Origin of the sequence: Kushneria marisflavi, assembly GCF_002157205.1 — a bacterium.
Lineage (GTDB): Bacteria > Pseudomonadota > Gammaproteobacteria > Pseudomonadales > Halomonadaceae > Kushneria > Kushneria marisflavi.
Window position 1 is genome coordinate 674042 of record NZ_CP021358.1, and the last position, 14639, is coordinate 688680.

The 14639-nt window shown below is 56.8% G+C and carries 8 protein-coding genes and 8 tRNA genes; 4 read left to right on the top strand and 12 right to left on the bottom strand.

Going from position 1 to position 14639, the window contains the following annotated elements; translation table 11 throughout:
* Positions 1–176 precede the first annotated feature (176 nt).
* The 3 genes from B9H00_RS03155 to B9H00_RS03165 all read left to right on the top strand — a co-directional run bounded on the left by B9H00_RS03155 (position 177) and on the right by B9H00_RS03165 (position 571).
* A tRNA-Leu gene (locus tag B9H00_RS03155) sits at positions 177–263 on the top strand.
* 86 nt (positions 264–349) lie between these two features.
* Positions 350–436, top strand: a tRNA-Leu gene (locus B9H00_RS03160).
* Positions 437–484: 48 nt separating this feature from the next.
* A tRNA-Leu gene (locus tag B9H00_RS03165) sits at positions 485–571 on the top strand.
* Between the two features lie 200 nt (positions 572–771).
* Here the strand turns inward: B9H00_RS03165 and B9H00_RS03170 are convergent.
* From B9H00_RS03170 to ttcA, 11 genes are all read right to left on the bottom strand, one after another.
* On the bottom strand, positions 772–1572 hold the full coding sequence (locus tag B9H00_RS03170) for a DNA/RNA non-specific endonuclease (RefSeq protein WP_236944342.1): 801 nt from the start codon (positions 1570–1572) through the stop codon (positions 772–774).
* Between the two features lie 228 nt (positions 1573–1800).
* The gene (locus tag B9H00_RS03175) at positions 1801–3351 is read right to left on the bottom strand and encodes a SpoVR family protein (protein WP_086899448.1); all 1551 of its coding nucleotides are present in this window, start codon (positions 3349–3351) and stop codon (positions 1801–1803) included.
* Positions 3348–4646, bottom strand: coding sequence for a YeaH/YhbH family protein (locus B9H00_RS03180; protein ID WP_086899449.1), 1299 nt, complete (start codon positions 4644–4646; stop codon positions 3348–3350). The genes B9H00_RS03175 and B9H00_RS03180 overlap by 4 nt, the downstream gene beginning before the upstream one ends.
* An 81-nt stretch (positions 4647–4727) precedes the next feature.
* The gene (locus tag B9H00_RS03185) at positions 4728–6650 is read right to left on the bottom strand and encodes a PrkA family serine protein kinase (protein ID WP_086899450.1); all 1923 of its coding nucleotides are present in this window, start codon (positions 6648–6650) and stop codon (positions 4728–4730) included.
* Positions 6651–6899: 249 nt separating this feature from the next.
* Positions 6900–7997, bottom strand: a complete 1098-nt coding sequence (locus tag B9H00_RS03190; RefSeq protein ID WP_086901671.1) for a threonine aldolase family protein — start codon at positions 7995–7997, stop codon at positions 6900–6902.
* A gap of 278 nt (positions 7998–8275) precedes the next feature.
* Positions 8276–8352: transfer RNA gene (locus B9H00_RS03195), tRNA-Asp, on the bottom strand.
* A 37-nt stretch (positions 8353–8389) separates the two neighbouring features.
* Positions 8390–8465 (bottom strand) — tRNA-Val (locus B9H00_RS03200).
* A gap of 19 nt (positions 8466–8484) precedes the next feature.
* Positions 8485–8561, bottom strand: a tRNA-Asp gene (locus B9H00_RS03205).
* Between the two features lie 33 nt (positions 8562–8594).
* Positions 8595–8671: transfer RNA gene (locus B9H00_RS03210), tRNA-Asp, on the bottom strand.
* A 39-nt stretch (positions 8672–8710) separates the two neighbouring features.
* Positions 8711–8786: transfer RNA gene (locus B9H00_RS03215), tRNA-Val, on the bottom strand.
* A gap of 72 nt (positions 8787–8858) precedes the next feature.
* Complete coding sequence (ttcA, locus tag B9H00_RS03220) at positions 8859–9740, bottom strand: tRNA 2-thiocytidine(32) synthetase TtcA (RefSeq protein WP_120211697.1); 882 nt, start codon at positions 9738–9740, stop codon at positions 8859–8861.
* Between the two features lie 188 nt (positions 9741–9928).
* Between ttcA and B9H00_RS03225 the strand changes: the two genes are divergently transcribed.
* The gene (locus tag B9H00_RS03225) at positions 9929–13870 is read left to right on the top strand and encodes a hybrid sensor histidine kinase/response regulator (protein WP_086899452.1); all 3942 of its coding nucleotides are present in this window, start codon (positions 9929–9931) and stop codon (positions 13868–13870) included.
* Between the two features lie 69 nt (positions 13871–13939).
* Here the strand turns inward: B9H00_RS03225 and B9H00_RS03230 are convergent, their stop codons facing one another.
* Complete coding sequence (locus B9H00_RS03230; protein ID WP_086899453.1) at positions 13940–14602, bottom strand: response regulator; 663 nt, start codon at positions 14600–14602, stop codon at positions 13940–13942.
* Positions 14603–14639: the final 37 nt, after the last annotated feature.

Consider the following 14639-nt stretch of genomic DNA (forward strand, 5'->3'; position numbering starts at 1 on the left):
CAGCGGGCGCGGGGTGATGTGGTGTCTTGTCTTCATGTCAGCGATTATAGCGGTCTCGACAGGACGACCCAAAACCCTTTATTGCCCCGAAAACGTTGCAGGGTGTAAAAAATTGGCTTTTACCGACGCCCACCTCTTGCATCGGTGAAAAAAATGCGTATTATTTCGGCCCACCTGCCCGGATGGCGGAATTGGTAGACGCGCTAGCTTCAGGTGCTAGTGACCGTATGGTCGTGGAGGTTCAAGTCCTCTTCCGGGCACCATCTCACAAAGGATCTTTGTTGAGATGGTGGAAAATAAAGGCTCAAGGCCTGACGATTTCAGGTAACTGTAGTACAGCATGATCAACGCCCGGATGGCGGAATTGGTAGACGCGCTAGCTTCAGGTGCTAGTGACCGTATGGTCGTGGAGGTTCAAGTCCTCTTCCGGGCACCAGTTGATCAGGCATCGCTTTCATCACGGTTTTCAAACCGTTGACACCCTGCCCGGGTGGCGGAATTGGTAGACGCGCTAGCTTCAGGTGCTAGTGACCGTATGGTCGTGAAGGTTCAAGTCCTTTCCCGGGCACCATGTTTCCCCCCTCTGCTTTACCTCTCTCTGACGTATCTTTTCTATAGCATACTGCCATCAGCATAGGCTGCAGATGCCCTGTTCCGGCGCGCTCTCTGACTGACCCTTATCAGGCTCGACTACGCCAGCAATTGTGTATCGATTGATGCCCATACGTTTATGCAACAGGCCATGACGCCGTTAGGCGCCATGACAGTCGCTCAATAACGCGAAGGCTGCCTTGCCACTTTCTCCAGCCCCCAGCCCTGAGCGTGAACCCCGGACTCCAGCCGGCGGGCAACCTCATCCGGCAGCTCGCTAAAGAAATTGAATCCCGTGCGCGCCTCGATCTCGTCAACGCTGACCAGAAAACGATCCAGCGGCTCATTGCCGTGAACATTCTGGGGCACAATAAAGGCAATCATTCTGGTCGGTGTATTGGCATTGCCCGGCGCCACGATGATCTTGTAGAAGGCATCGGGAATTTCGATAAATGACGACATTCGTCTGATGGCGTCATCGAAGATCGGCCCGGTCGTCACCCAGACCGTACCGAAATGGTTGGCAAACTCATCGATCACCACCTCCTCCAGGCGCTGCCATACACGCCGGTTGAGATCAGGCCTTTGAGGCGAGATGTTGCTCATGTGAAAGGTATCGAGTTGCGCCTGACGGCCATGAACAGCCGCAATCGCATAATTGGGCGCCTGATGACCGCGGTCATAACCACTGCCGGTATAATCATCACTGGTTACCGGCCAGATCGTGCGCCAGTCTTCGCTGAAATGCCCAGGGCGGGCGCCGATGGAGGGATGATTCACCCGATCGAGACGATAAACGGTCCAGAGGGGATTGGCGCGCAGATCCGACCAGCCGGTCAGGAATCCATCATTGCGCAGCGTGCGGTTAAGCGTTTTCCAGTCGTACCAGACTTCGGCCTGAGGCGTACCCATCCAGCTCATCTGTTCCCAGTACGTACGTTCCTGGTAATACCAGAGACCGTAGAGCACCACTGTTGCCATGAGCCCGGCACCACTCATGCGCCTGAAACGCCTCAAGATTCCCGGACGTCGCCGCGCCATATTCATCCCCTGCTACCGTATTGTCAAAAGCCGTATATTGTCGACACGTGCCCCTTCGAGCGGCGGCGAGTATACCCTAATCGGTAGGAGGTGGCTGGCAGGCACAAAAAAACGAGCCCCAGGGCCCGTTCAGGCGTGATATACGAACAATATTCGCTCAGTCTTCGGCTATCCGGCAGCGGGTGGCCATTCGTGGCGATCCACGACTTCCGTGTTTTCGACCACTTCCAGCACGATGGGAAATCCCCACAGCTCATGAAGATGACGCATGACCGAGGAAAAGGCCCCTTCCAGCGGACGCCGCTGCGTTCGCTCATGACGCAGCACCAGCGAGCGGTCGCCATGAATCCTGGCTTCCCAGACCTGAATATCCGGCTCCCGATGTCCCAGCGAGTATTGCAGTGACAGCGCCTCGCGAATTCGCTTGTAGCCGCGGTCATCATGAATGGCCGAAATCTCGATCATATCGTCCTGATCATCATCAAGCAGCGCAAAAAGCTTCATGTCGCGAATCACCTTTGGCGACAGGAATTGCTGGATGAAGGACTCATCCTTGAAGTTATGCATGGCAAAATGCACGGTCTCAAGCCAGTCGCTGCCGGCCATCTCCGGAAACCAGACCCGGTCCTCTTCGGTCGGGTCACTACAGATACGTCGTATGTCGCTGAACATGGCAAATCCCAGCGCGTAGGGGTTGATGCCGTTGTACCAGGGGCTGTCAAAGCCGGGCTGCGCCACCACCGCCGTATGCGACTGGAGAAACTCCAGCATCACGCCCTCATCAATCAGTTTTTCATCGTAGAGACGGTGCATGATGTTGTAGTGCCAGAAGGTGGCCCACCCCTCATTCATGACCTGTGTCTGACGCTGCGGGTAAAAATACTGCGCCAGCTTGCGCACGATGCGCACGATCTCGCGCTGCCAGGGTGCCAGCAGGGGTGCATTCTTTTCGATGAAATACAGCAGGTTTTCCTGCGGCTCGGAAGGATAGCGCGGTCGCTGAGGCAGCCCGTGAGCATCGACTTCACCTTCACGGGCGTCGGCAGCGCGTAGCTGAGGAATGGTGCTCCAGAGCGTGTTGATCTGTTGTTGCAGATAGCCTTCACGCTCCTGCTGACGGCGTGCTTCCTCTTCTGCCGAAATGGCAGAAGGTCGCTTGTAGCGATCCACGCCCTGATTCTGCAGCGCATGGCAGGCATCAAGCAGCTGTTCGACGGCCTCGACGCCGTGGCGCTCTTCGCACTCGCTGACATAGCGACGGGCAAAGACCAGATAGTCCACGATGGCAGAAGCGTCGGTCCAGGCGCGAAAGAGATAGTTGCCCTTGAAAAACGAGTTATGGCCATGACAGGCGTGCGCCATGACCAGAATCTGCATCATCAGGGTATTTTCTTCCATCAGATAGGCGATGCAGGGATCAGAGTTGATCACCAGCTCATAGGCCAGCCCCATCTGCCCGCGTTTATAGGCCTGTTCGACGGACAAAAACTGTTTGCCAAATGACCAGTGACTGTACCCCACTGGCATGCCGATGCTGGAGTAGGCGTCCATCATCTGTTCGGAGGTGATGATCTCGATCTGATTGGGATAGGTATCCAGTTGGTATTCACCGGCAATGCGGGCAATCTCCCGCTCGTAATATTCAAGATCATCAAAGGACCAGTCAGACCCCTGGCCCAGAAAGTCTTCATCATGGATCGGCTTGTAGGATGTGCTCATGAGTGAGCCTCCTGACCGCTCTGGCGGCTTTTGAACAGTTCACGAAAAACCGGATAGATGTCGCCTGTCTGAACGATCTGTCGCATGGAAAAGCGCTCGGGGTAGCGGTCCTGTACGCGCATGTACTCATCCCAGAGCGCCTGGTGGGCATGCGGGGTGATCTCGACATACGCGTAATACTGAAGCTTTGGCATCAGCGCATCCGACAGGATCTGACCGCACTGCACGGAATCATCGTCCCAGTTGTCCCCATCGCTGGCCTGAGCCACGTAGAGGTTCCACTGCGCCGGCGGGTAGCGCGCCTCGATGACCTCATCGAGCAGATGCAGTGCGCTGGACACGATGGTCCCACCTGTTTCACGCGAATAGAAAAAGGCTTCTTCATCGACTTCACGTGCGGACGTATGGTGGCGAATAAACACCAGCTCAACACGCTCGTAGTCACGCTCGAGAAACAGATAAAGCAGCAGAAAGAAACGCTTGGCGATGTCCTTGTGGTTCTGGGTCATGGAGCCGGAAACGTCCATCACGCAGAACATGACTGCCTTGTTGGAGGGTTGAGGCTGATCGGTGAGATGGTTGTAGCGAAGATCATAGGTGTCGATGAAGGGAACAGCTTCAAGGCGCCTTTCCAGCCGCTCGATTTCATCCTTGAGTTCACGCACCCGGCCGGGGTGGCGCAGCACCGGGTCCTTGCGCTCCTCCTCCTCCAGCGCCTTCCGGGCTTCCAGCAGCGCCCGCCTGATCGGGGCGCGCATGGCGATACGCCGCGCCTGCGCCTCGCGCATCGAACGCACGATGTTCATGCGAGCAGGTACGCCCTGTCTCGATAGCCCGGCCCGTACGGGCCGACTCTCGGCCATGTCGGCCAGCTGCTTGCGCTCCAGATGCGGCAGCTCCAGCCCATCGAAGATAAAGCTTAGAAATTCGTCTCGTGACAGGGTAAACGCGAACTCGTCGACGCCTTCCCCCTGATTGGACGCGGAACCTTCACCACTGCCATTGCCACCGCCACTGCCGTGCGGACGGCGCATCCGGTCACCTTCGGCAAACTCACGGTTACCGGGGCTGACCACGGTGCGTCGCCCACCCTGCCCGTGACGAAATACGGGCTCGGAAATATCGCGTCCCGGGATACTGATTTTCTCGCCACGCTCCATGTCGGTAATCGAGCGACGATTGACCGACTCTTCTACAGCACGCTTAATGTGCTTTTGGTAGCGCTTTAAAAAACGCTGTCGGTTGACCGCGCTCTTGTGACGGGCGTTGCTGCGCCGATCAATGAAATAACTCACGTCACCACCTCCTGCAGACCGCTCAAACCGGCTGCCCCGTATCCGGGTGGGAATGGGCGCCGGCCAGCCGGCGCCAACCGCTTACTGAGACTTGCGTACGCGCAGATACCACTCCGATAGCAGGCGCACCTGCTTTTCGGTATAACCACGCGCAACCATGCGATCGACAAAGTCTTCGTGTTTTCTTCGATCGTCGTTGGAGGCCTTGGCATTGAACGAGATGACTGGCAAAAGCTCTTCGGTATTGGCAAACATCTTGTGTTCAATCACGCCCTTGAGCTTTTCATAGGACTGCCAGCTGGGATTGAGCCCTTCGTTTTGCGCCCTCGCCCGCAACACGAAATTGACCACTTCGTGACGAAAATCCTTCGGATTGGAGATGCCGGCCGGCTTTTCGATCTTCTCGAGCTCTTCGTTGAGCGCCTGTCGATCCAGCAGTTCGCCGGTTTCCGGATCGCGAAACTCCTGATCCTGAATCCAGAAATCTGCATAAGTCACGTAGCGGTCGAAGATGTTCTGACCGTACTCGGAGTAGGACTCCAGATAAGCGGTCTGAATTTCCTTGCCGATAAAATCGACATAGCGCGGCGCCAGATACTCCTTGATAAAGCGCAGATAACGGTCGTGGACTTCACGCGGCAACTGCTCCTGCTCCAGGCGTTGCTCAAGCACATACAGCAGATGCACCGGATTGGCCGCCACCTCGCTGGAGTCAAAATTGAAGACCTTGGAGAGAATCTTGAAGGCAAATCGGGTCGACAGGCCTTCCATGCCCTCATCCACGCCGGCGGCGTCACGATATTCCTGAATTGAACGAGCACGCGGGTCGGTGTCCTTCAGATTCTGGCCGTCATAGATGCGCATCTTTGAGTAGACGCTGGAGTTTTCCGGCTCCTTGAGCCTTGAGAGTACCGAGAACTGTGCCAGCATGCGCAGCGTATCCGGCGCGCAGGGTGCATGTGACAGCGAGGAGTGCTGCAACAGCTTTTCGTAGATCTTCATCTCTTCTGAGACGCGCAACGAATAAAACACCTTCACGATATAGACGCGATCAAGGAAGGCCTCATTGTTGCGGTTATTGCGAAACTGCTGCCATTCGGATTCGTTGGAGTGCGCCAGAATGACCCCGTCAAATGGGATGGCCCCCATGCCCTCGGTCGGGTTGTAGTTGCCCTCCTGAGTCGCGGTCAAAAGCGGATGCAGCACCTTGATGGGTGCCTTGAACATCTCGACGAACTCCATCAACCCCTGGTTGGCGCGACAGAGACCGCCGGAGAAGCTGTAGGCATCCGGATCGTCCTGAGAATAAAGCCCAAGCTTGCGGATATCGACCTTGCCGACCAGCGAGGAGATGTCCTGATTGTTTTCATCACCCGGCTCGGTCTTGGAGATCGCGATCTGATTGAGTCGTGACGGATAGACCTTGACGACTCTGAACCGGGAGATATCGCCGCCATACTCGCGAAGGCGCTTGGCCGCCCAGGGCGACATGACACTGCGCATGTAGCGTTTGGGAATATTGTATTCGCTTTCAAGTGTCTCGCCGTCTTCCTCGGGACTGAAAAGCCCCAGCGGCGACTCATGAACCGGCGAATCCTTGATGGCGTAAAAGGGAATCTGCTCCATCAGCGCCTTGAGGCGCTCGGCAATCGAGGATTTTCCACCGCCCACCGGACCGAGCAGATAAAGAATCTGTTTGCGCTCTTCAAGCCCCTGAGAGGCGTGGCGAAAATAGGCGACGATCTGCTCGATAGCCTCTTCCATGCCGTGAAATTCGGCAAAGGCGGGGTAACGTCGGATCAACTTGTTGGAGAAAATGCGCGAAAGGCGGGGGTTTTTGGCCGTATCAATGACTTCCGGCTCACCGATGGCGCTGAGCATGCGCTCGGAGGCGCTGGCATAGGCGGTCGGGTCCTCTCGACAGAGCTCAAGATACTCCTGAAGACTCATCTCTTCCTGGAGGGTGCGCTCAAAGCGATGCTGCACATGATCAAAAATGCTCATGAACTTCTCCTTGAGTGGCGACGGTGTGCCCTGCCGTACGCACGCTCGTCATTTCGTGAAAATCAATCGGCCACTACGGCACTCCCGCTCATTGAAGGTTTCTCTCGGTCATGGAAAGCCCTGTCGGGCATTAAAAAAGATGGTTGATTGTGGTGAACCGGGAAGACACCGGCGAACGCTTCTGCTCGGGTCAGGCGATGCGGCATGAGGTAATGCCGCACCGGTGTCAGGGAAGATATCCTATCAATATCACTGTTGGTGATGCTGCGCCAGTGCCTGACGAAGGTCGGCCACCAGCGCATCGATCAACGTCTCGGACGTGTTCCAGCTACAGACAAAGCGGACGCCACCCTCCCCTATAAAGGTATAAAACGTCCATCCGCAATCACGCAAGTACTGTTGAGCAGGCGCTGGCACCTCAAGAAAGACGCTATTGGCCTGAACGGGGAACATGACATCAACCCCTTCAATATTGCGCACACCATCAAGCAGCCGTTTCGCCATGGCATTGGCATGGCGCGCGTTGGCAAGCCAGACATCGTTTTCCAGAAGCCCAAGCCAGGGCGCACTGACAAATCGCATCTTGGAGGCCAGCTGCCCCGCCTGCTTGCAGCGATATTCAAAGTCCTGAGCCAGCTCACGGTCAAAAAAGACGATGGCTTCACCAAAGGCCAGACCGTTTTTGGTCCCTGAAAAACACAATACATCAACCCCGGCTTTCCAGGTCATCTCGGCAGGTGTCACATTCAGTGAGGCGCAAGCATTGGCAAAACGGGCGCCATCCATATGAATCTTGAGATCGTACTGGTCAGCCACCTCTCGAATGGCCTGCAATTCATCGATTGAATAGAGCGTACCGACTTCCGTGGCCTGAGTGATGGACACTACCCTGGGCCGTGGATAGTGAATGTCGTTGCGTCGCGTCACGACACTTGCAATGCCTTCTGGCGTCAGCTTCCCCATGGGGGCATCCACCGGCAACAGCTTGGAACCGTTGGAAAAAAATTCCGGGCCGCCACACTCGTCTGTTTCGATATGCGCCAACTGATGGCAGATGACACCATGATAGGACTGACAAAGAGAGGCCAGTGCCAAAGAGTTTGCTGCAGTCCCGTTAAAGACGAAAAATATTTCGCAGTCCGTCTCGAAAAGCGTTCTGAAGTGGTTGGCGGCGCGCTCGGTCCAGACGTCATTGCCGTAGGCAAGATCATCCTGCTCGTTGGCCTGAAGCAGATAGTGCATGGCCTCGGGACAGATGCCCGATGTATTGTCGCTGGCCAGAAAACGAGGAGAAGCAATGGCAATGTCGCTGTTGGCGACCGTATTGCTGAAACCAAGGTTCGTCATTTTGAGGTTGTCCTGCAGCTTGTTATTGGCTTGCCCCTCGAGGATCACTCGATCAAGGGCATGACAGACCAAGCATGCAGCGCACAGCAAAGACTGGCAAGCCGACATCCTTCAAGGGACGACGATCGCGCAGTAAGAAACGAACAGCAGAATTGGCCGCCATGACAGGCGTCATGTGCAGACAGGAATCAAAATCAGGGAGAGATAATCCGAAGGCGGATCAGGTGTTGCCAGAAGAGAGCGTATTGAAGAGAAAAAACAACACATGTTCAAGCGAATGGCGGACTGGACGGGACTTGAACCCGCGACCTCCGGCGTGACAGGCCGGCATTCTAACCAACTGAACTACCAGTCCGCATACACTTGCAACATCAAATCATCTTGGAAGATGATGGTGGGTGGTACTGGGCTCGAACCAGTGACCCCCAGCTTGTAAGGCTGGTGCTCTTCCAACTGAGCTAACCACCCGATAGTACGATAATTTCGATGGCGGACTGGACGGGACTTGAACCCGCGACCTCCGGCGTGACAGGCCGGCATTCTAACCAACTGAACTACCAGTCCATTTATATCGAAATATCACTGCACCCAGAGCTTTGGCGGACTGGACGGGACTTGAACCCGCGACCTCCGGCGTGACAGGCCGGCATTCTAACCAACTGAACTACCAGTCCGCAACCCTGATTACAGCAACATGACCTTATCAAAAATGATGGTGGGTGGTACTGGGCTCGAACCAGTGACCCCCAGCTTGTAAGGCTGGTGCTCTTCCAACTGAGCTAACCACCCGGGTCATGTGGCGCTGCATTCTACCGATCATTGCAGGAAAGTCAAACACTTCCTGAACGATTGCCATGAATTTCATGACAGCGGCGCGTCATCATCCCGTGCCATCAGATTTACCGTGTCGATACGGTCACGTTTCATCAGGCGCTGTTTTTCCTCGAGCCCGTGAAAGTCAAACAGGTCCCGATCCGCCAGCTGGGAGGGCGCCACATTGGTCAATGCCTTGAACATGGTCTCGATTCGCCCGGGGTGCTTACGCTCCCAGTCGGCGAGCATTTCCTTGACCACCTGACGCTGCAGGTTTTCCTGACTGCCACACAGATTGCACGGAATGATGGGAAAGGCCATGGCTTCGGCAAATTTTGCGATATCGGCCTCGGCGCAGTAGGCCATCGGACGAATCACGATATTCTTGCCATCGTCGGAGAGCAGCTTGGGCGGCATCGACTTGAGCGACCCCCCAAAGAACATGTTGAGAAAAAGCGTTTCCAGCATGTCGTCGCGATGATGACCCAGCGCGATCTTGTTGGCGCCGATCTCTTCGGCAAAACCGTAAAGCGTGCCACGTCGCAGACGCGAACACAGCCCGCAGGTTGTCTTGCCCTCGGGGACCTTCTCTTTCACGATCGAGTAGGTATCACGTTCAACGATGTGATACTCAACGCCCTGCCCTGCCAGATACTCCGGCAGCACATGCTCTGGAAAGCCGGGCTGTTTCTGATCCATGTTGACGGCCACCAGCTCAAAGTTCACCGGCGCATTGCGCTGAAGATTGCGAAGAATTTCGAGCATGGTGTAGGAGTCCTTGCCACCGGAGAGGCACACCATCACCCTGTCGCCATCATTGATCATGGCATAGTCGATGATGGCATTGCCGACGTTACGGCGCAGACGTTTTTGAAGCTTGTCGAACTCCCGCTTCTGGAGAGTGTTCACGGACTGATCAAGTTCTTGCATGGAGATGACTTCGGATAGATGCGACATTGGCGCTACTTTATCATTGCCACAAAGCGCAGGCGAAGACCGGTCGCATCAGGCGGGACTTGAAGGGGCGATGGCACTCGGGCAAAGGCCGATGTGCCATCGAAATGTCGAGGCTGTCACCAAAAAGCAGCCCTTACGCGGGTCAGGCAAGGATTTTCACGATGTTTCAGGGCTGGTTACTGCTCACCATCTCGCTTTTGTACATCGCCACGCTCTTTGGCATCGCCTGGCGTGGCGATCAGCGAGCGCGAAGACTGGGGCCGGCCAAACGCCGCCCACTGGTCTACAGCCTGGCACTGGCGGTCTACTGTACCTCCTGGACCTTTTACGGCAGCGTAGGCCAGGTGGCCAATTCCGGACTTCAGTATCTCAGCGTCTTTCTGGGCCCTATCCTGGCCTTTTTGCTGTTCTGGCCAATCCTGACCAAGATGATTCGCGTCGCCAAGCGGCAAAATATCACCTCGATCGCCGATTTTATTGCCTCACGCTACGGCAAGACCCAGGCACTGGCAGCACTGGCCAGCATGGTGGCCCTGCTGGGCACCCTTCCCTATCTGGCCCTGCAGCTCAAGGCCATGGCAGCAAGCTTTACAGTGCTGACGGCTAACAATGACATTGTGCGCTCGCCGATTCTTGGCGATACAGCCTTCTATGTCGCCGCACTCATGGCACTTTTTGCCATTTTGTTCGGCACCCGCCACACCGATGCCACCGAGCATCATGAGGGGCTGATCCAGGCCATTGCCTTTGAATCCGTGGTCAAGCTCGGCGCCTTCGTACTGTTAGGTGCCCTGATCACCTGGGGCGCCTTTGACGGTCTGGGTGAACTCTCCAGTCGAGCAGTACATGACCTGTCTGCCGGCAGTCATTTCAGCAGTGCCAGTTTCGGTCAGGGATTCTGGACCCAGACGCTGCTGGCCCTGCTGGCCGTGTTCTGCATTCCGCGCCAGTTTCACGTCACCGTGGTCGAAAACACCAGCACCGACGACACCGCTCGCGCACGCTGGCTGTTCCCGCTCTACCTGATTGCAGCCGGCTTCTTTGTGCTGCCACTGGCCGTGGCCGCCCTGACAATGTTTGAAGGCTTGGGGTTGGACCCGGACACATGGGTATTGCATCTGGCGATGGCAATGGACCAGCCCTGGCTCGTCATGATCACGTTTATTGGTGGGTTTGCAGCCGCCAGCGGCATGGTCATCATGGCCGCCGTGACCCTGTCCATCATGATCTCAAACGAAGTGGTCATCCCCCTGCTGCTGCGCTTCAAGGGATTTGACGCGCGTCACGGCGACTATGCCCGCTGGGTGTTGCGCATTCGCCGCCTGATCATCGTGCTGACGCTGGCACTGGCCTATGGCTTTTACAAGCTTACCGCCCCCTCCAGTTCGCTCGCCAGCCTTGGGGTACTGTCACTGGCCGCGCTGGCGCAGCTGGCACCGGCTCTGATTGGCGGGCTGTACTGGAAACGAGGCAATCGCCTTGGTGTCAGTCTGGGGCTGCTGCTGGGCTTTCTGATCTGGGGTTACACCCTGTTGCTGCCCACGCTGGTACGCGCCGGCCTTTTCCCGTTCCCTATCGATGCCGGTCCGATGGGCATCGAACTGCTCAGCCCCGCCAATCTGCTGGGCCTGTCACTGGATGACCCCATCACCCAGGGGGTTCTACTGTCACTGGGCGTGAATCTCTTCTGCTATATCTTTTTCTCCCAGGTGACGCGCCAGCGAGTGGTCGAGCGCATTCAGGCCTCACTGTTTGTCGACAGCGTGGCGTCTCATCAGACCCTGATCAATCGGCCATGGGGCGGCACCACGTCGGTGAGCGATCTCAAGTCCCTGTCCCGGCGTTTTCTCAATGAGGATCAGGTCGAGCGCGCCTTCAATGACTATGGCTGGCGTCATCAACAGCGTTTGGATCCTGGCACACGGGCTTCGATCGACCTGATCGGATTTACCGAGCGGCTTCTGGCCTCCGCCATTGGCGCCTCGTCGGCACGCATCGTCATGAACTCGGCGCTTTCCGGGCGGGATGTGTCCATCTCGGACGTCGTGTCCATCGTCGATGAAGCCTCCCAGGTCCTCGAGTTCAACCGATCCCTTTTGCAGGCCACCATCGAGAACATCAATCAGGGCGTGATGGTGGTGGACCACAAGCTGCGCATCGTGGTCTGGAATCAGCGCTACCTGGAGCTGTTTCGCTTTCCTGACCACCTGATTCATGTTGGCGAACCCATCGAGCGCATCTTTTTATACAACGCCGAGCACGGCGAATATGGCCCCGGCGACCCACAGGAACACGTGCGGCTTTTGATGGACAATATTCGCAGCGGCCAGGCACACCACTATCAGCGCTACCGACAGGATGACAGTGTGCTCGACATCCACGGCAACCCCATGGTGGGCGGCGGTTTTGTCTACACCTACCAGGATGTGACCGATCAGAAGCGCACGGAAGAAGCCCTGATCCGCTCGGAAAACAATATCCGTATCTATACCGATAACGTACCGGCACTGATCGCCTATTTTGACCGCGACTGCCACTACCTCTTCACCAATCGCGCCTACGAAACGGCCATGGAAGTGGATCGTCTTCAGGCGATCGGCAAACGTGCTGAAGACGTCATGACCGCCAGCACATGGAAGCTGCGCGCCCCATGGATGCAGCGCGCACTCAACGGCGAGCGTGTGTCATGGGAGCTCTCCCTGACCGACCGGGAAGGCGGCACACGTTATATGCTCGCCACCTATACGCCCCATTTCGGAGAAAGCCATCGGGTACTGGGCTTTTTCGCGCTGTACCAGGACATTACCGAGCGCCGGCTGGCTGAAATTGCTCTCAAGGAAACCAATGAGCATCTCGAGGAGCGCGTGCGTGAGCGTACCCGGGAGCTATCCGAGGTCAACATTGCGCTACGTCAGGAAAACCGGGTTCGCTCCGAAGCCGAGCTGGCATTGCGGCAGGCCAAGCAGGTCGCCGAAACCGCCAATGCGTCAAAAACCCGCTTTCTGGCCGCAGCAAGCCATGATTTGCTCCAGCCGCTTAACGCCGCACGGCTGTTCACCTCGGCCCTGACTCAACGTCTGGAAGAGAGCGAACACCACGACACGCTGGTGCACATCGACAACTCGCTTCAGGCGGCAGAAGAGCTGCTGGGGACCCTGCTGGACATTTCCAAGCTGGATGCCGGCGCGTTGACGCCCCGACGTCAGATCTTTGCTCTCAATGAGATTCTGCGCCCCCTGTATGCTGAATTTTCGGTCATGGCCCAGGACCGCGGCCTGGATCTGGACATGGTCGAAACGGGCACCGTGATCGACAGCGACCCTCAGATGCTCAGGCGCATCATTCAAAACTTTCTTTCCAATGCCCTGCGCTACACCCAGCACGGCCGCGTCCTGCTGGGCTGTCGCCGCCGCGGTGAGCAACTGTTGATCGAGGTATGGGATACCGGTCCTGGCATTCCGGAATCGCGTCAGGCCGAGATCTTTCAGGAGTTTCGCCGACTGGATCAGAAATCACGTCACCGTGAGAGCGAGAAGGGACTGGGGCTGGGGCTTTCCATTGCCGATCGCATGGCGCGCGTGCTCGATCATCCGATTACCATTCGCTCGCGGGAAGGTCACGGCACCGTTTTTGCACTGACCGTACCGCTCAAGCAGGGTGCCGTCCTTACCCGTCAGGAAACTCAGGCCGCACAGAAAAGCGCCGGCAATCGCATTCGCGGTGCACGGATCATCTGCATCGATAACGAGACCATGACGCTGGAGGGCATGAAGGCCATGCTGGAAGGCTGGGAATGCGAGGTATTTACGGCTACCTCGATCGGCGGTGCACGCTCGGTTGTGCGTAACATGACCGGTGAGCCCGACATTATTCTGGCTGATTACCACCTGGATAATGAAGTGACCGGCCTGATGGCACTGGAATCACTGGCCGAGCGCTTTACCGGAGATGTCCCGGGGATCGTGATCACGGCCGATCGCACCGAAGAGGTCGCCGATTTGATTCGCCGAGCCGGTTATCACCTGCTCAATAAACCGGTTCGCCCGGCGGCGCTGCGCGCCCTTCTGACCCGAACTCTCCAGGCCAACCGTCGCTCGAGTTGAACAGGCGCGCGGCGGTCGGACACAAAAAATCCCGGTTCATGCCGGGATTTTCAACGATCAGGCAGACGTTCAATTTTCGACGCGAGAAGGCTCCACTTCCAGCTTCTGGGCCGCGATCACGGCCTGCGTGCGCGAATGAACGCCCAGCTTGCGCAAAATGGCGGTGACATGCGCCTTGATTGTGGCCTCGGACACATTGAGATCATAGGCAATCTGCTTGTTCAGCAGGCCTTCGGTCAGCATGTTCAGCACGCGAAACTGTTGTGGCGTCAGTGATGCGATGGCTGCGGCGAACTTGGCTTCCTCCTCATCGCCGTCTCCAAGGTAGTCTGCCATTTCCGCTGGCAGCCATATCTCACCATCCAGAATGGCGCTGATACCACCGGCGATTGTATCCAGCGAAGCGGACTTGGGTATAAATCCCGACGCACCATAATCAAGAGAGCGACGTACCACCTGCGGCTCTTCACTGCCGGAAATAACCGCCACGGGGATGTCAGGCATCTGGCCACGCAACTGAATCAACCCCGAGAAGCCATGTGCACCGGGCATACGCAGATCCAGAAGAATCAAATCAGCATCGGGGTGACGTGTCACGACCTCGATGGTGGCTTCCATGGTGTCGGCTTCGACAATTTCGGCATTGGCCGCTACCTGACGCAGAGACTGCGTCAGTGCCGCACGAAACAAGGGGTGATCGTCTGCCACGATAAACTTCTGGGCAAAGGCCATGCAGTTTCCTCCAGGATTCCCCGTATCATTCAGGACG